Annotated in this window: 14 protein-coding genes and 1 pseudogene; 5 read left to right on the forward strand and 10 right to left on the reverse strand. The window is 71.5% G+C overall.

Features of this window, described 5'->3' with window-relative positions; translation table 11 throughout:
• Positions 1-131: 131 nt before the first annotated feature.
• The 3 genes from ACZ7OY_RS26815 to ACZ7OY_RS26825 all read right to left on the reverse strand — a co-directional run bounded on the left by ACZ7OY_RS26815 (position 132) and on the right by ACZ7OY_RS26825 (position 2,873).
• Positions 132-1,424, reverse strand: coding sequence for an ATP-binding protein (locus ACZ7OY_RS26815; RefSeq protein WP_471913709.1), 1,293 nt, complete (start codon positions 1,422-1,424; stop codon positions 132-134).
• Positions 1,421-2,239 carry a hypothetical protein gene (locus ACZ7OY_RS26820; RefSeq protein WP_471913710.1) on the reverse strand — a complete coding sequence of 273 codons (819 nt, stop codon included), beginning with the start codon at positions 2,237-2,239 and terminating at the stop codon, positions 1,421-1,423. The genes ACZ7OY_RS26815 and ACZ7OY_RS26820 overlap by 4 nt, the downstream gene beginning before the upstream one ends.
• Positions 2,240-2,366: 127 nt before the next feature.
• Positions 2,367-2,873: a protein-tyrosine phosphatase family protein gene (locus tag ACZ7OY_RS26825; protein ID WP_471913711.1), complete on the reverse strand. Its 507-nt coding sequence runs from the start codon at positions 2,871-2,873 to the stop codon at positions 2,367-2,369.
• Between the two features lie 98 nt (positions 2,874-2,971).
• On the opposite strand from ACZ7OY_RS26825, the gene ACZ7OY_RS26830 reads away from it, so the two are divergent.
• A complete protein-coding gene (locus ACZ7OY_RS26830; RefSeq protein ID WP_471913712.1) occupies positions 2,972-3,775 on the forward strand; it encodes an NERD domain-containing protein in 804 nt (267 codons plus the stop codon).
• A 161-nt stretch (positions 3,776-3,936) separates the two neighbouring features.
• Here the strand turns inward: ACZ7OY_RS26830 and ligD are convergent, their stop codons facing one another.
• Complete coding sequence (ligD, locus tag ACZ7OY_RS26835; protein WP_471913713.1) at positions 3,937-4,818, reverse strand: non-homologous end-joining DNA ligase; 882 nt, start codon at positions 4,816-4,818, stop codon at positions 3,937-3,939.
• A gap of 142 nt (positions 4,819-4,960) precedes the next feature.
• On the opposite strand from ligD, the gene ku reads away from it, so the two are divergent.
• Complete coding sequence (gene ku, locus ACZ7OY_RS26840; RefSeq protein WP_471913714.1) at positions 4,961-6,124, forward strand: non-homologous end joining protein Ku; 1,164 nt, start codon at positions 4,961-4,963, stop codon at positions 6,122-6,124.
• 35 nt (positions 6,125-6,159) lie between these two features.
• Here ku and ACZ7OY_RS26845 read toward each other — a convergent pair whose 3' ends face one another.
• From ACZ7OY_RS26845 to ACZ7OY_RS26860, 4 genes are all read right to left on the reverse strand, one after another.
• Positions 6,160-6,528: an HNH endonuclease family protein gene (locus ACZ7OY_RS26845; protein ID WP_471913715.1), complete on the reverse strand. Its 369-nt coding sequence runs from the start codon at positions 6,526-6,528 to the stop codon at positions 6,160-6,162.
• Positions 6,529-6,545: 17 nt separating this feature from the next.
• Positions 6,546-8,129 (reverse strand): acyltransferase family protein, encoded by a 1,584-nt coding sequence (locus tag ACZ7OY_RS26850; RefSeq protein WP_471913716.1) that lies wholly within the window; start codon positions 8,127-8,129, stop codon positions 6,546-6,548.
• A gap of 218 nt (positions 8,130-8,347) precedes the next feature.
• The gene (locus tag ACZ7OY_RS26855; RefSeq protein ID WP_471913717.1) at positions 8,348-8,875 is read right to left on the reverse strand and encodes a hypothetical protein; all 528 of its coding nucleotides are present in this window, start codon (positions 8,873-8,875) and stop codon (positions 8,348-8,350) included.
• Positions 8,876-9,392: 517 nt separating this feature from the next.
• Complete coding sequence (locus ACZ7OY_RS26860) at positions 9,393-9,983, reverse strand: hypothetical protein (protein WP_471913718.1); 591 nt, start codon at positions 9,981-9,983, stop codon at positions 9,393-9,395.
• Between the two features lie 443 nt (positions 9,984-10,426).
• On the opposite strand from ACZ7OY_RS26860, the gene ACZ7OY_RS26865 reads away from it, so the two are divergent.
• On the forward strand, positions 10,427-11,506 hold the full coding sequence (locus ACZ7OY_RS26865) for a zinc-dependent alcohol dehydrogenase family protein (RefSeq protein ID WP_471913719.1): 1,080 nt from the start codon (positions 10,427-10,429) through the stop codon (positions 11,504-11,506).
• On the opposite strand, the gene ACZ7OY_RS26870 is transcribed toward ACZ7OY_RS26865, so the two are convergent.
• A complete protein-coding gene (locus tag ACZ7OY_RS26870; protein ID WP_471913720.1) occupies positions 11,487-12,467 on the reverse strand; it encodes a hypothetical protein in 981 nt (326 codons plus the stop codon). The two genes, ACZ7OY_RS26865 and ACZ7OY_RS26870, sit on opposite strands and share 20 nt — an antisense overlap.
• 309 nt (positions 12,468-12,776) lie before the next feature.
• Here ACZ7OY_RS26870 and ACZ7OY_RS26875 point away from each other — a divergent pair, with 309 nt between their 5' ends.
• Positions 12,777-14,153 (forward strand): hypothetical protein, encoded by a 1,377-nt coding sequence (locus tag ACZ7OY_RS26875; protein WP_471913721.1) that lies wholly within the window; start codon positions 12,777-12,779, stop codon positions 14,151-14,153.
• A 10-nt stretch (positions 14,154-14,163) separates the two neighbouring features.
• Here ACZ7OY_RS26875 and ACZ7OY_RS26880 read toward each other — a convergent pair whose 3' ends face one another.
• Entirely contained in the window at positions 14,164-14,547 is a 384-nt protein-coding gene (locus ACZ7OY_RS26880) for a pyrophosphohydrolase domain-containing protein (RefSeq protein ID WP_471913722.1), read from the reverse strand.
• Positions 14,548-14,584: 37 nt separating this feature from the next.
• Here ACZ7OY_RS26880 and ACZ7OY_RS26885 point away from each other — a divergent pair.
• Positions 14,585-14,919: pseudogene (locus ACZ7OY_RS26885) on the forward strand (IS630 family transposase); the annotation flags it as partial.
• Between the last annotated feature and the right edge of the window lie 983 nt (positions 14,920-15,902).

Consider the following 15,902-nt stretch of genomic DNA (forward strand, 5'->3'; position numbering starts at 1 on the left):
GAACCGGTCAGCCCGGTCCTGATCGGTCCGCCTCGTCCTGGCCGGTCTGCCTGATGCGCCTGGTCCGCCCGGTCCGTCCGGTCCGGGGCCCATGCGGTCCTGGCCGGTCCGCCCGGTCCTGACCGGTCCGCTCAGTCCTGGCCGGTGCCCTCCGGTGCCGGTGCCGGTGCCGGTGCCCAGGGAAGGGTCAGCCGGGCGAGCGCCCCGCCGTCCGGGGCGTTGGTGAACTCCAGCCGGGCACCCAGCACCTCGGACTGGCCCAGAGCGATGGTCAGGCCGAGGCCGTGCCCCTTCGCCCCGCCCTCCGTACGGAACCGCTGGGGCCCATGGGCCACGAGGTACTCCGGATAGCCGTCGCCGTGGTCCCGCACGGTGACGACCGGCCCGTCCACGATCAGCACTACCGGCGTCCGCCCGTGCCGGTGCCCGTTCGCCACGAGGTTGCCCAGCACCCGCTCCAGCCGCCGCCGGTCGGTCTCCACACGCGCGTCCCGCACGATCCTGACCTCCGTGACCGTGCCGGAGCCGCGCACCACCCGCTCCGCCAGCGCGCCCAGGTCCTCGGTGTCCGCCTCCAGTCGCTCGCGCCCGGTGTCCAGCCGCGAGATCTCCAGCAGGTCCTCGGTGAGCGTGCGCAGCGCCGCCACCCGGTCGCGCACCAGCTCCGTAGGCCGTCCGGGGGGCAGCAGCTCGGCCGCCGCGTGCAGCCCCGTCAGCGGGGTGCGCAGCTCGTGCGCCACGTCCGCGGTGAACCGCTGCTCGCTCAGCAGCTTGCTCTGCAACGACGACGCCATGGTGTCCAGCGCGACGGCGACCGCGGCCACCTCGTCCTGGGGACGCGTCAGGTCCTTCACCCGGGGGTCGTCCACCCGCGCGTCCAGGTCGCCCGCGCTGATCCGGCGGGCCACCCGCGCCGTGGCATGCAGCCGCCGTGCCACCCGCGTCACCGCGAACGCCCCCACCAGCACCGTCGCCCCGATCGCCAGCCCCGACGACCACAGGATCGCCCGGTCCAGGCCCTCGATGGTGCGCGCCTGCTGGGCGTAGTCGACCTCGACGGCCAGCGCCCGGCCGCCGTCGGCGGGCCCCGCCGCCCACATCGACGGACGGCCACGGTGATCGGCGACCATCGTGCCGCGCTCCCCGTGCGCCGCCAGCGCCCGCAGCGGCGCGGGCAGCCCCTCGGGGTCGACGGCGGCGCCCGGCAGCAGCGAGTCCCCGGCCTCGTACGCCTGTGTCGCGTCCGTCAGCCGGGACAGCGCGAGCTCACGGGCCTGGCCGACGGTCTGGTCCGTCACCTGGACGTGCACCAGGACGCCGAGCAGCGCGGCGAGCGCGCAGCACATCACGATGATGAACACCGCGGCCTTCACCGCCAGGGTCCCGGCCCACTGCGGAAGCCGCACCGAGCTCAGCACACTCATGGCGTACTCGACGACAGGGCGGCGGAGCGGGTGGTGGACGGCGAGGCCGGCGGGGTGGCGGACGGCGCGGCGGACGACGGCCGGGCGGACCGCGAGGCCGAGGAGTGCCGGGGGGACGGCGACCTCCCGCCGGTGCGCAGCATCTCGTCGTGGGTCAGCAGCATCGCCTTCTGCTGCGCGTCCCAGGTCCACTGGAGGCGGTACTCGTACCCGGCGACCTCCGACGGCGAACGGACGATCACGGACCGTCCCGCCAGCTCGACCGCGCTCAGTGCGTCCTCGTACGACATCACCTGCACCAGACGGTGCTTCTCGACGGTGTAGACGCGTACGGCGGTCAGCTCGCCGGGCAGCAGCCGGAAGCCCAGCGTCAGGTCGTCGTGCCCGTCGCCGGTCAGGTCCCGGTAGTACGGCTGGAGCACGGGGCAGCCCTTCGGCTGTGCCCAGGTCGCCTTCTGCCTGCCCTCGACGCAGTCGGCCAGCGCGCTCGCCGTCCCGTGGTAGCGCGCCCCGGCGCCCGCGTAGTCGCCGGAGTCGGACGTGATCTCCGCCCGTACGACCGCCACCGGATCCACCCTGCGGATGTCGTCACCCGGCACGGCGACGCCCTTCACGGTCTTCGTCTCCGCCTCGTCGAAGTCGAACGCGGGCGACGAGGCCGGCGGCAGATCCGGCCAGAGCCGGGCCGGGCTGTTCGCGGTCGGGGTCGCCCCGGCAGCACGCAGCCCGCCGGCGTCGCCACAGGCCGTCGTGGTCGCCGACAGAGCGACGGCCAGGACGGCGAGGGCGGTACGGGTGGGTCGGCTGAGGCGCACGGCACTCCTGCGGCTGATGACGGCGAGGCCGCGTACACCTTATTCATATGAAAATTCATCTTGCGCGGCCGGTGGCCCGAGCGAGCCCGCGCTGCTCCGCCGGCGCTGCGGTCCGTCCGCGAGGTGCTCACTCGGCGAGGTCCTCCAGCAGGCGGGCCGTCGGCAGCCCGGCTCGCAGATACGCGACGAACAGTTCGTTGTGCAGCGCCCAGGGCGAGCGCCGGGAACGTATCAGCCGTATCGCCTCGTCGGCCGAGTGTCCCCGGCGGACCAGCGCGTGCGCCACGACGAGCCCCGAGCGGTTGTAGCCGTGGTAGCAGCGGACGAGGACCCTGCGCCCCTGGTCCAGCGCCTCGCTCGCGGCCTGCGCCAGCCGCATCACGCCCGCGAGCTGCGTCCCGTCCAGAGGGCCGTCCGGGATGGGCCACACATGGTGCTCGACCCCGGCGTCGGGACCGTGCCCCGGCAGCCGCAGCAGCGTCTGCACGAGGTCGAACTCGTCCCGTACGACCGCGAGTTCCAGGTGCCCGGAACGGTTCCGGAACTCGTGCCCGCCCATCCACAGCCCCGGTACGATCTCGCTCCACGGGTTCTGCGGCGCGGGCACACCGGGTTGCTTGCCGCGAGTCCGCAACAGTGCCCTCCCGACCGCCAGGCCAACTCCCTCAAAGGTATCCGGGTTCTTGCCCCTGGAGCACCCCGCCTGTTCCCATGGTCGAGGGGTGATGGTGCATGAGCGGACTGCGCGTCGTACCGATCTGGCGACACGGCCGGGAACAGCTGTACGTCCGTCTCCCCGACGGCCGGAACATCGCCTGGTACGACCGCGAGGCGGCCCGGGTCAACCTGCTCAGCGAGGACCGCAGGGACGACGTGCTCCATGTCCTCGCGCCCTTCCTGACCGGGCCCGTCGCGATGGGCCCGCCCCCGGTGCCCACCCCCGCCGAACTGGCCCGGCTCTCCCTGCCCCCGGACGACGACCTCGCCCCCAACCGCCCGGGCGAGGCCCTGCTGATCGCCCTCGACCGGAGCCCGGCCGTCTCCCACCGGCTGCGCCCGGACCCGCGCCGCCGCGAGCTGGAGGCGGAACAGACGATCGGCGACATCCTGGACGACCTCGACGGCGCGGGCTGGCGCACCCTGCACTCCGTCCCGCTGCCCGGCGGCGACCGGGTCCACCACCTGACCATCGGCCCCGCGGGCCTGTTCGTGGTCCACGCGGTGCACGCCCGCAAGCAGCGGGTGCTCGTCGCCGACCCCATGGTCGCGCTGGGCCGGCGCGAGCCGCAGCCCCTGCTGCGCCGCCTGCGCGCCGACGCCGACCGGGCGTCCTACGCACTGACCGCCGAGGTCCGCCCGGTACTGGCCCTGGTGGGTCCGGCCGGCCTGCGCTTCACCACCACGCCCCGCGAGGTCCGTGTCCTGACGGACCCCGAAGTCGCGAACCTGGCCCGCCTGGGCGGGGTGCTGAAACCGGCGGACGTGGAGGCCCTGCACGCGATGGCACGGGACCGGCGCACATGGGCGCGGGTCTGAGGGGGTTCCAGGGGCCCCAGGTCAGAACGGACCGGGGGGTCGGGCAGCGGACGGGGTAGTCAGCACGGACCGGGAGGTCAAGGCAGCGGACGCGGCGGTCACGGCAGCGGACTGGGCGGTCACGGCAGCGGACGGGGAGGTCACGGCAGCGGACGGGGAGGTCACGGCAGCGGACCCGCCCGCTCCGCATCCAGCACGGGGGCCAGCAGATCACCGTGGTCCTGCACGCGAGGCGCGATGTCCGGCGCCCGGAACGTCAGCTGCGCCGGCGCCTCGCACCCCTCGACCTCGCCCCATGTCACGGGCGCCGAAGCCAGTGGCTCCGCCCGCGCCCGCAGCGTGTAAGGAGCCGCCGTCGTCTTCCGCGCCGCGTTCTGGCTCCAGTCGACGAACACCTTCCCGGGCCGCAGGCTCCGCGTCATCCGGTGGACGACCAACTGCGGCATCGCCCGCTCCGCTTCGACGGCGAGCTCCTTGGCGTACTCCGACACCCGCCCGGACGACGCCCCCCGCACCCCCGCCACCAGGTGCAGCCCCTTCGACCCGGAGGTCTTCGCGCACGCCTCGATCCCGTCGGCGGCCAGCCGCTCCCGCAGCCACAGCGCGACTTCGCAGCACTCCACGACGGTGGCCGGCGGGCCAGGATCGAGATCGAAGACGATCCGGTCGGCGGCCTCGGCCTCCTGGACGACCCACTGCGGCGTGTGGAACTCCGTGACGAGGTTGGCGGCCCACATCAGGCTGGCCAGGTCCTGCACGAGCACCATCCGGGCGGGCCCCTCCGACCTGGGCACCTCGGCGGTGGTGACCCACTCGGGCGTACCCGGCGGCACGTTCTTGGTGAAGAAGACCTGCCCGTCGGGCCCGTCCGGGTACCGCAGGAAGGAGACCGGCCGGTCACGCAGATGGGGCAACAGGACGTCGGCGATCGTCGCGTAGTAGTGCAGCACCTCGCCCTTGGTGAACCCGGACGCCGGATACAGCACCTTGTCGAGATTGCTGAGCGCGAGCCGCCGCCCCTCCACCTCTGTGATTGGCGTCATACGATGAGAATCCCATGGAGACCTGGCATCTCATGACAGACCATGCCAAATCGAAGTCGAAGAAGAACCGGTCGCCGAAACAGGACCCGTCGTCGATACAGGACCGATCGTCGAGACAGAAGTGATCGAAAGGGCGTGGCGCGTGCGATCCATCTGGAACGGAGCCATCTCGTTCGGCCTGGTGAGCATCCCCATCAAGCTGGTGAACGCCACCGAGAGCCATTCGATCTCCTTCCGTCAGTTCCACATCGAGGACGGCGGCCGCATCCGGTACCGCAAGATCTGCGAGCTGGAGGACCGTGAGGTCGCCTCGGCGGAGATCGGCAAGGGGTACGAGGACACCGACGGCACGATCATCCCGATCACCGACGACGACCTGTCCCGCCTGCCGATCCCCACCGCGCGGACGATCGAGATCGTGGCCTTCGTCCCGGCGGACCGGATCGATCCCCTTCACCTCGAAAGCGCGTACTACCTCGCGGCGAGCGGAGCCCCGGCCGCCAAGCCGTACACCCTGCTGCGCGAGGCGCTCAAACGCAGCAACAAGGTGGCCATCGCCAAGTTCGCGCTGCGGGGCCGTGAGCGCCTGGGCATGCTGCGCGTGGTCGAGGACGCCATCGCCATGCACGGCCTGCTCTGGCCCGACGAGGTACGCGCCCCGGAAGGCGTCGCTCCGGAGACCGCGGTCACCGTCAACGACAAGGAGCTCGACCTGGCGGACGCCCTCATGGACACCCTCGGCGAGGTCGACATGGCGGACCTGCACGACGAGTACCGCGAGGCTCTGGAACAGGTCATCGCGGCGAAGGCGGCCGGGGAGGCGCCACCGGAATCCCCGGAGCCGGCGACGGGCGGCAAGGTCCTCGACCTGATGGCGGCACTGGAGAAGAGCGTGCGCGCGGCCCGGGAGTCGAGGACCGGGGAGACCGGGGGCGAGACGGAGGAGACGGCGGACGCGGAGGTCAGACAGCTTCCGACAGCCCGCAGGACGGCACGGTCCCAGCCCAAGGAGACCGGGGGGAAGAAGTCGACGGCGGCATCGAAGAAGGCGTCCGGAACCTCTGCCCCGGCAAGGAAGTCGACATCCAAGTCGGCCCAGCCGGCGAAGAAGGCGGCAGCCAAGTCCACCGCCGCCAGGACGACATCGAAATCGACCGCGGGATCGAGCGGGAAGTCGACCGCGGGATCGAGTGGGAAGTCGACCGCCAAGACCGCTGCGAAGGCGGCCGACAAGGCGTCGGCCGACAAGGCGACCGCCGGGAAGTCGGCGTCCAGGAAGACGACAGCCCGCAAACGTACGGCCTGACGCTTCCCGGACCCGCCGGACGCCGAGCTCAGGGCTCAGGGTTCAGAGATACGGCAGGCCAGCCGCGCGAGGTGGCTGCCCCGGGCCCTGATCCGCTCCTCGTCCCAGGCGGACCTCCAGTCGTCGATGTCCGTACCCGGGGGCGGGTTGAGCAGCGTGCCGTGGGTGAGGCGCATCAGGCTGTGCTCGCTCAGCCACCGGCTCTTGTCCGGCCAGGCCATGTTGCCCAGAGCGGGGTTCGGCTTCGCGGTGACCAGGGTCAGGTTGCCGAGGGTGTGCACCAGCTCGTCGCGGTCGGCACCGTCGGACGGATCGTCCGCAGGCGCCGGCCAGTTGTCGCGCCAGCTCTGGGGCATGACGTGCTCGATCGTGAGCTTCGCCCCGAGGTTCTCGCCCAGCGGCACTGGCCCCCGCCGCGCGGTCAGCCGGTCGGAGCCCGTCCCGCGCCGGGAGCTCCGTCCACGGCACCCTGTGGATCCGGCGCACCCGCCGTACCCGCCGCACCCCGGGCACCCATCGGGATCCCGCCGTCCGGCTCCCGTTCCTTTCCATGTCCCCGCTGCGGCTCCGCCCCGCCGGCCGCCGTCACCAGCGCCACCCCCGCCGCCAGTCCCAGCGCGGGCAGCACCGGGAACCGTCCGTCGTACGCGAAGCCATGCCCGGCGAAGTAACCCAGGGCGGCGACAGCGGCACCGAGGCCGGGCCACAGCAGCCAGGCCGTCCCACGCGAGCCGCCGCCGGAGCCGCCGCCTGGACTTCCTCCCGGACCACCGCCGGGACTTCCGCCTGGACTTCCGCCGGGACCGCCGCCCGGACTTCCGCCGGGACCGCCGTACGAGGTGGTGGCCCGAGCGCGGAGTGTCACCAGCCCCCGACCCAGCCCCCGATCCAGCGGCCGCAACGCCCACACCACCCCCACCAGCACCACCCCGAGCACCAGCAGCCAGGGCACCCGCCACCCCCACCACGCCACCGACCCGATCGCGGGCTGGGGCGCGATCCCGGTCAGATAGAAGGCCGCGGCGGCGACCAGCACCGGCAGCATGTGCCAGAGATACAGCGTCATCCCGACAGCACCCAGGGGCCGCACCACCCGCCACACCCGCTCGCGCTCCAGCACCCGCCGTACCGCGGGCGCCGCGAGCAGGCACCACCCGACCTGGGCGACCGCCCAGGCGAGCATCGCCACCGACGGAGGGTCGGTGTTGTTGGGCGTCTGCCCGGTCACCAGGATCAGACTGACCGGGAACGGTCCGAACCGGACCAGCGCGACGAACGCCAGCGTGCCGCAGACGGCCATGACCGCCGGTACCCCGCGACGCCCGTCCGACAGGCCACCCCGCACCGCGCTTCGCGCCCCGCCCGTCCCCTCGTCCCGCCAGCAGAACCCGAGCTGGTACGCCACACCCCACACCAGCAGATAGTCCAACAGCCCGACCACCGGCACGTGAAGCCCGGCCGCCAGCACGTCGGCCACCACAGCCGACGCCCCCAGTCCCACGGGCACGAGCAGTCCCCACCGCCGATGCGCCGCGTGCAGCGCCGGGGTGAGGGCGCTGAGCAGCAGATACACCGGAAGGAACCAGAACTGCATGGCCATCGCCCACCCCACGAGCGCGAGCGTGCCCCGGTCCACCCCGACGGCCTCGCAGACACCCAGGGCGCACAACACCATCGCGCTGTAGACGGCGGCCGGCAGCAACAGCCGCAACACCCGCTGCCGTACCCACCCCCCGACGGTCCCGCCCGCCGTCCGGGCCCGCCCCCAGGAGCCGCTCGCCGCGTACCCTCCGGCCAGGAAGAAGAGCGGCATGATCTGGAACAGCAGGGTCAGCCACTGCGTCCAGGGGACGGTGGCCAGCAACTCGGGCGCACGGATCTCCCCGCCCGGCTCGCGGACGAGCGCCGTGATCAGCCAATGGCCGCCCACGACAAGGAGAATGGCCCACGCCCGCAGGAAGTCGACGTACCGGTCCCTGCCGTCCCTCAGCCGCCCATCACTCATGGACCGTCATGCTGCCCGCGAGGGAAAGGGCTTACAGCGAGAAGTCCCGGTCGCAACCAATCCGTGGCCGCCGCGACACCAACACGGCACCCCACGTACGGGTTCACAGGGATGCGGGCGCACGGGAAGCCGGCCGCGGCCCGACCGGGCCACGGCCGACGAGGCCGCCTCACACTCCCGACGTGTCCGCGTATGCCCGAGACTGCCAGGTCATGTTCCTAGTCGCAGAACTTGTCGGCAGCCAGTGCGGCTCCGTCCTTGAAGCCTTCCGCGTAGTTCGGGTTCACCGCGGTGAGGCTCCTCAGCATCGGCCCGCTACAGCTCTGCTTGATCGCGTTGAAGCCGTCGATGAACCCCTGCTTGTACTGGGCCTTGGCGTCCTGCTGATCGTTCGGGACCTTGGGCGTGCGGCCGCAGTTCACCCTGCCGTCCATGTTGCCGACGGTCAGGTAGCGGCCTGCCCCGAGGTTGTTGACGGTGAAGGACCCGTTCGTGGTCGTCGCCGCGCCACCGCCGTTGCCGCCGAAGAACGACACCGTCTTGGACCGGAAACCGGATGCGGAGAGGGTGAACCTCGGCTTGTCCGGCTTCGAGTTGGCGGTGTCCTGCGTGAGCAGACACCTGGCCTTTGCCGGGGCAGGGGCAGGTGCCTGCCCTGTCGCTCCGTGAGCGGTGACGGCCGGCCCGAGGGCCAGTGCCGACAGGACCATCGGGGCGAGCAGCGCGAGACGGCGGGTGCGGATCATCGTTCATTCCTCCCAGAACGGGAAGGGGCACGCCGGATGCGGTGGCGGCCCCGGGGGCGAGGTGAATGCGTACGAACCGGGATACGTACGACCCGGAATGCGGACGACCCGGAATGCGGACGAACCGGGATACGTACGAACCGGGATACGTACGAACCGGGATACGTACGAACCCGGATGCGCCCGAGCACACTGCCCAGGGGCTCGGAGGCCACCACCGCATGCGTCCAGGGCACGTCGGCCACGCGGTCACAGGTGAACCGGTGTGCTGTCCCTCTCCTCCATGCTCCGACGCCCTGTCGGGCATGTCCACCGGAACCGGGCCCCACATCGCAGCTTTTGGCGCATGCGCACGCCCTTGGACAGTCCAGCCCGGACCGAAAACCCAATCGCCCTGCCCCGCAACGCTCTTGAGGGGAGCGAGGCAGGCGCCCCGAGCCCGCCGGGTGATCGGTCAAGCACACACAGCGACCCTTTCGCCTCTGTCTACGCCTCTGTCTCCGCCTCCGCCTGCGCCTCAAGCGGGCCCGTTGCCGCCCGGTGGCCGGCGGAGCAGGTGCAGACAGACGACCGAGGCGACGACGGTCCGCCGTTCGGAGACGTCCAGGCCAGGGTCCGTTTCGACCACGTACCGCTGCAGCCCGAACCATCTGTCGACGGTGCTCACCGTGACCCGGCCGAGAATCCCCGCCGCCGGACCCTCATCCGTCTCCGTCTCCGTGAGATGCCATTGGAGGCCCAGATTTCCCAGCCGGGTGAGGAAGAGCCGGCGCCCCTGCTCCGTCCGCAGGCTCAACTGTCGGGTCTTGACCAGCCCACGGGCACCGGCGGTTCCGACCTCCCGGCCTGCCGCGTCGACGAAGTGGAACCGCGTCGGCGCGAACTGCTCCAGCAGTCCCGACCGCGAGCGCCTGTCGATACGGACGACGTACTCCCCGGAGACCTCGGTGAGGACGGAGAGCGTGTCGTCGATGTGCGTGACCAGGGCGAGCGGGATCCCGTCCAGTGAGGACACGGTCAGGTCGGGGCCCGTGTATCTGCGCCACCAGGAACGCCTCGGCTGCTCCACCACGACGGCTTCCCGCTCGAACAGACCGGGCTGCGTCATCGGTCCACCTCCCCCGCCACGGCTTCTCCTCGGCCGAGCACGTCCACTGTGGCCGAGAACCTGTGCGATTCCCATCCCCGGAGCACACATGGACGCATAGGGGGCCGGCCGCTGGAGTCGGCCCTTGGACGGAGCGGCCGGATAATGGCTGAAGGACGACGCCGACGTCTCCGGGCGGCGGCGACACGACGCGGCAGGCCCCGGCCCGCCACCGGCATCGGCGGTACGGCGCTACCGACGACGGGACGACAGAGGACCCGGCTCCGAACGGAAGGACCCTGTTCCGACCGAAGGGACCCTGCTCCGACCGAAAGGAATCGGCTCCGATCGAGAGGACTCGGCTCCGATCGAGAGGACTCGGCTCCGAACGGGATCGTGCCCCGAGGAGCACTCTTCCGCTGCCCTGTCCGGCGGACGCCGAGCCCGGCTGAAGGAGAGATCCCATGCCCATGCCCCCCACCATGAGCGCGCTCGTGGCCGAGAAGGTCGGCGAACCGGGCGATGTCCTGCGACTGGAATCCCGTCCTGTCCCCACACCGGAAGCCGGTCAGGCGTTGATCCGGGTGAAGGCGACTCCGGTCCACGCCAGCGATCTGCACGTGCTGCGTGGCCGCTACGGTTTCTCCCCGGAGTTTCCCGCTGTCGGCGGCCACATGGAGTGCGTGGGCCGGATCGAGGCCCTCGGCCCGGACGCCGGCGCGCTGAGCATCGGCGAGCGCGTGGTGCACGCCGCGATCCCGGCGGTACCCGGGGCACGCGCGACCGGTACCTGGCAGGAGTACCTCGTCGCCGACACGCGAAGGCTCCTGCCGGTGTCCGGCCGCCTGAGCGACTCCGACGCCTGCCAACTCGCCGTCAACCCGTTGACCGCACTGCTCCTGGTGGCCCGCGAACTCGACGTACAGCCGGGGGAGTGGCTGTTGCAGACGGCCGCGGGCTCCACCGTCGGCCGGCTCGTCATCCAGCTGGCCCGGCATCTGGGCATTCCCACGATCAATGTCGTCCGACGGCGCGACGCCGTCGAGGAGATCAAGGCGCTCGGCGGTGACGAGGTCGTCTGCACGGCGGACGAGGACCTGGTGCAGCGCGTGGCCGAGATCGCGGGACCGGCCGGCGTGCACAAGGCCCTCGACTGTGTCGCGGGCGACGTGGGCGCCCAGGTGTCCCAGGCGCTGGCTCCGGGAGGAGAGGTCGTGGTCTACGGCGCGCTCTCCACCCACCGGCAGACCGACCCGGCAGCGCTGACGATCCCGTTGCCCGCACGCTCGGTCATCTACGAGACCAAGACGGTCCGTGGCTTCTGGCTGAACCGCTGGTTCGGCACCGCCTCGCCCGCGGACGCCCTGGACGCCCTGTCCGAGGTCCGCACCCTCGTCACCGACGGCGTCCTGACCATCCCGGAGGGCCGCCCGTTCCCGCTGGAACGCTTCACCGAAGCCATCGCGCTGGCCGAAACCCCCGCCCGCGGCGCCAAGCCGTTCTTCGTCTTCGAGGAAGGCGCCATCAGTACTGCCGGGAGATGATCGCTTCCTCGACGCTGAAGGTCACGTCGCACTCGGCGCACTGGGCGTCCCCGAAAACGTAGGTCAATTGGTGCGCGACGTCCGGGTAGCCGTCCGTGAGCGCGCGGCAGTGGAGTTTCCGGCCGATTCCTTCCAGAGCCGCGGGGTCCCGCGGGCGCAGCGGCACCTGCTTCGCAGCGGAGGACGGCTTCATGTACATGCCGTCGGTGGTCGAGAAGAAGCCGTGTTCGCCGAAGACGATGAAGTTCTCCGTCTCGCACGAGGGGCAGGGCACCTCGTACTCCTCGTCGCTCAGCCCGTCGAGCTCCTCGCCCCAGACCTCGACGCCCTGGAAACTGAGCAGCATGCCGAGCAGATGGACGTAAGTGCTGGGATCGCCGGTGTGCTCCGGAGCCCCAAGGGCTTCCTCGGTCAGCTGCGCCAGTTCGGATATCTGGGAGGCGTAGGCCACTTGGGGATCGTCGTCGCCGAAGGGATGATCCGTGCTGGCCACGATGGAGCCGGCCAGGGCCAGCGGCATCTGCCGGTCCGCGACCGACCACCGGCGCGCCATCTCGGTCAGAGCGGGCAAGGCCGCGTAACTCGCCGTCCCGACGCTGCCCTGATGGCACAGCCGGGACCAGAGTGCGTCCCAGCCGGGATCCTTCGGGTCCGGACGCACTGCGTCGAGCAGCCCGGGAATGTCTTCTGCGGTGCCATGAGCGTGGTGGAGCCGAGCCCAGTCCGTCATACCGACGATCCAAACAGCACCCGAGCGCGGTACGACGTCGCGTTGCCCTGAGAGGTCGGGGAAGCGACCGACCTGCGCCTCGATGAATGCGTCTGGACGGATGGCCTGCACGTCCCACGCGGACAGTTCGCCGGCGAGGAAGTCGGGTCCGCTGCACGACGTCGTGCGGGGCGCGAGGAACCGCGTCCGGATGTGGCGGTGGAGCAGGTGGTCACCGACTTCGGGGTCCACCCGATGACTTTGTGGAAATGGATGCGCCAGGACTGCGCCGGGCGCGGCTGATGTCGGACGCCGCGACCGCCGGAGGGCGGTGGGCACGGGGGCGAACTGACACGAATCCCGTGGCGCAGATCACAACCGCCTGTGGCCGGATCGTGGAGTGCCCATGTACTTCCCATGCCATGCTCATGCCTCATTACCGACCGGTAGTACTCGTCAGTAGGACTCGCCGGTGACGGTTTTCCCTTTGCCACCCCCCACCACCCCCCTCAGGACTTGACCTTGCGCAGACGCACGAGGCGTGGGCACACGCGTGCCCTCATGCCCTTACTGACCACGGCCGCCCTCCTCCTCGCCGCCGGCTGCTCCTCGCCGTCGCGGTCCGCCGACCCGCCCGCCGCTGCGGCCGGCGGACAGGCCACCGCCACCACCGGCACCGCCTCCTCCTCCGAACGGTCGCTCGCCGTCGCCGCGGCCCCGGCGGACGCCGCGACCGCCACCGCCCACCCGGGACGTTCCGGTGCGGAGACGGTCCACGACACGACGCTCGCCGTCAGTTCGTACGACAGCAAAACCCGACGCGCGGTCATCGCGCCGAAGGCCGCGCACCGCCCGTCGCCCTCGTCGACCCCCTCCCCCTCCGGAACGCCCCACCGCGCCGCCGTCGGCGACGTGATCGCCAGCGCCCCCGCGCCCGGCGCGCCGCACGGACTGCTCGCCAAGGTCACCGAGGTGGTCGGCGAGACGGACGCGGGCACGGAGGTGCAGACCGAACCCGCCACCCTCGACGCGCTGCTCGGCGACGACACGGCACGCGGCACCGTGCCGGTCGACCCGGCCGCCTTCGACGTCGAGAAGTTGCTGCCCGACGTCGACCTCTCCTGGACCAAGGCGGGCGACGTCCACGTGGGCCCGCAGGGCGCCGAGGTCCCGCTCGGCAGCCTGCGGCTGGACGTACGGGCCGAGGTGCCCACCGCCGCGGGCGCACCCGTCTCCGCCGCCGCCTCGGTCTCCGGCTACGTCCAGGTCGCCCCGCAGGTCGACTTCCGTTACGGCGGCGCGGGCTACGGGACCGCGCCCGCCTCCGCCTACCTGGGCGTGTCCGGCGACTGGACCTCGGGCTGGGCGCTCAAGGGCCGGGCGGCGGGCGCCACCACGCCGGTGCGCATCCCGTTCGCCAAGCTGCACGCGGACCCCGTGCTCCAGGTCGGCCCCGTCCCGGTCGTGGTCAACCTGGACCTCACCTGCTACGTCCAGATCAGCGGCGACGGCACCGTCACCGTCGACGTGGAGCAGGACGTCAAGGGCGGTTTCCGGGCGGGCGGCACCTTCTCCCCCGCCAAGGGGTGGACCCCGGTCAGCTCCTCCGACATGACGGCCACGCCGGTACGGACCTCGGTCACCACGGCGGGCTCCGTACGGGCGGCGCTCGGCGCACAGGCGACCGTCGGCCTGTACGGCGCCGTGGGCGTCGCCGCCGACCTCGCGCCCTACCTGCGCGGCGAGGCCACCGGCACGGTCACCGGCAGCGACGGCAGGCTCGACGCGAAAGCCGTATGGGCCGTGTACGGAGGTGTCGACCTCAGCGGCACCCTGCGCCTGCAGCTGTCCGTCTTCGGCACCCCCGTCCTCCAGCGGGACCTGCCCCTGGGCACGTTGCACCGGGAGTGGAAGCTGGCGGGCGGCGGCACACCGTAGCCGGCAGGCGTCAGGCCGCGCCGTCGGGCACCCAGCCCTGGCGGCGCGGCACCGTCGACACGTCGAGCGCCTCGTAGTACCCGCCCTTGAGTACCTGGCCATCCGCACGCCGCGCGACCTGGCCGTCAGGCCCGTCGAGGTCGATGCCGTGCACGAGGGCGGTGCCGTACGCGATGCAGCCGACGTCGGCCGGCTCGTGGGCGAGGCTGTCGAGCGGCGAGGTGAGCGACGCCTCGGCCACCTCGGCCGCCTCCTCCGCGAGCAGCTCGCCCCGGTGCGCCGGCTGCGGCAGCGCCTGGACCACCGGCGACAACTGCGTGAGCCGCTCCAGTACTTGCCGGCGAGTCTCCTCCGGCAGCCGGTCCGGACAGCGCACATGCATCACCGCCGACACCTTGGCCTCCCTCGTCGCTCCCGCAGTCGTCCCGGACCGGATGCCGGCCCACCACGGCGGCAAGGGCGCGAAGAATGGCTTTCGGGGGAAGGACTCCGCCTGACCGCTGGACGCGGCTCACCAGCAGCTCGGCGGGCCCGTTGTGCTGGTGCGGGACAACTGCACCCATCACGTCGACGCCGCAATGCGCAAGCTGCTCGTAGCCCGCAGACGCCTGACCGTCTTCCGCTTCCCGCCGTACACGCCCGATCCGCACCCGGCTGACGGCGTATGGGCACACCTGAAGAACGGTCTGGGCAACCTCGCCCCGCGCACCGCCGACGAACTCGAGGCCTGCTGGACGGCTTCATCACCGAAACCGGACTGATCTGATCCCTGCTCCGTCGTGAAGTCACCCCGAACCGAAAACCTCAGTAGCGGCTAAGCCGGGGTAGTGCTGCCCCAGAACACGTAGGAGCCTCCAGCGCGGACTGCAGCCAGAGCGGGCCGCCGCATCGTCGCTGCCGACCGGCAGAGGTTCGAGCAGTTCTCGTCTCGACCGGTTACCCCCAGCAGGTGTACGGCAACCGACCCCACGCGTGGTGCCCTATGAGGAAGTTCCCCTTGCCGCACCGGCCCCTTGTGCCACTCATACGCCCCTCATCCGGGATCCGTGCGCAACAACGAGAAAGAGCGGGAGACAGTGACACTGTCTCCCGCTCTTCCATGTCGACATCCGCCCTGGTCAGCACCTGATTGCTGCTGTTCCTAGGAGAGTGCCCCCGGCAGGATTCGAACCTGCGCACACGGCTCCGGAGGGCCCTTCACTGTTCAGCATTTTCGCAGGTCACGGGTCTCCCCATGGCCTCTCGAGTGACTCCTCGTCCACAGATGGTCCGCGGCACGCCAGACAGTTCAGGGCGGCTCCTGTCCCAGGTTGCCTGGTGGCGGCAGTGCCCGTTAGGGCAGGTCCTCCGCGCGGGCGCGTAGCCCGACAGCTGTCGCTACAGCGATAACGGCGCCCGTCCGCGACCAGGTGAAGTGTTGGATGGCACCCGCGTCGTCGTGCGGGGTGCCGCTGAACAGCGTGTAGGTCTCCTGGACCAAGACCGCTTAACGCTTCGCCTGGCTCACGTCGTTGGCCGGCCTCTTCGACGCCTCACGTTAGACGGTCCGGGACTTGCAAGCGTCGCGCACTGCATCCAGTGCGGAACGGGCGCCTTGCCGATGACCGCTTCGAACTCGCCGACTCCGATCAGCTCGCCACCGGCCGCAGGCTCCTCGTCGACAACCGCCTCGAAGGACGCCGATGAGCCTCAGAAGCGTCCTGGTGAAGTGCAACCGCCCCACCTGAGCGCGGAGTCACGTTCGACGCG

The organism is Streptomyces sp. NPDC107559 (assembly GCF_055657365.1).

Bases quoted from the DNA above. Each gene is read 5' to 3' on its own strand.
- ACZ7OY_RS26815 (WP_471913709.1), bottom strand. From the start codon at position 1,424: ATGAGTGTGCTGAGCTCGGTGCGGCTTCCGCAGTGGGCCGGGACCCTG.
- ACZ7OY_RS26830 (WP_471913712.1), top strand. From the start codon at position 2,972: ATGAGCGGACTGCGCGTCGTACCGATCTGGCGACACGGCCGGGAACAG.
- ligD (WP_471913713.1), bottom strand. From the start codon at position 4,818: ATGACGCCAATCACAGAGGTGGAGGGGCGGCGGCTCGCGCTCAGCAAT.
- ACZ7OY_RS26850 (WP_471913716.1), bottom strand. From the start codon at position 8,129: ATGAGTGATGGGCGGCTGAGGGACGGCAGGGACCGGTACGTCGACTTC.
- ACZ7OY_RS26855 (WP_471913717.1), bottom strand. From the start codon at position 8,875: ATGATCCGCACCCGCCGTCTCGCGCTGCTCGCCCCGATGGTCCTGTCG.
- ACZ7OY_RS26860 (WP_471913718.1), bottom strand. From the start codon at position 9,983: ATGACGCAGCCCGGTCTGTTCGAGCGGGAAGCCGTCGTGGTGGAGCAG.
- ACZ7OY_RS26865 (WP_471913719.1), top strand. From the start codon at position 10,427: ATGCCCATGCCCCCCACCATGAGCGCGCTCGTGGCCGAGAAGGTCGGC.
- ACZ7OY_RS26875 (WP_471913721.1), top strand. From the start codon at position 12,777: ATGCCCTTACTGACCACGGCCGCCCTCCTCCTCGCCGCCGGCTGCTCC.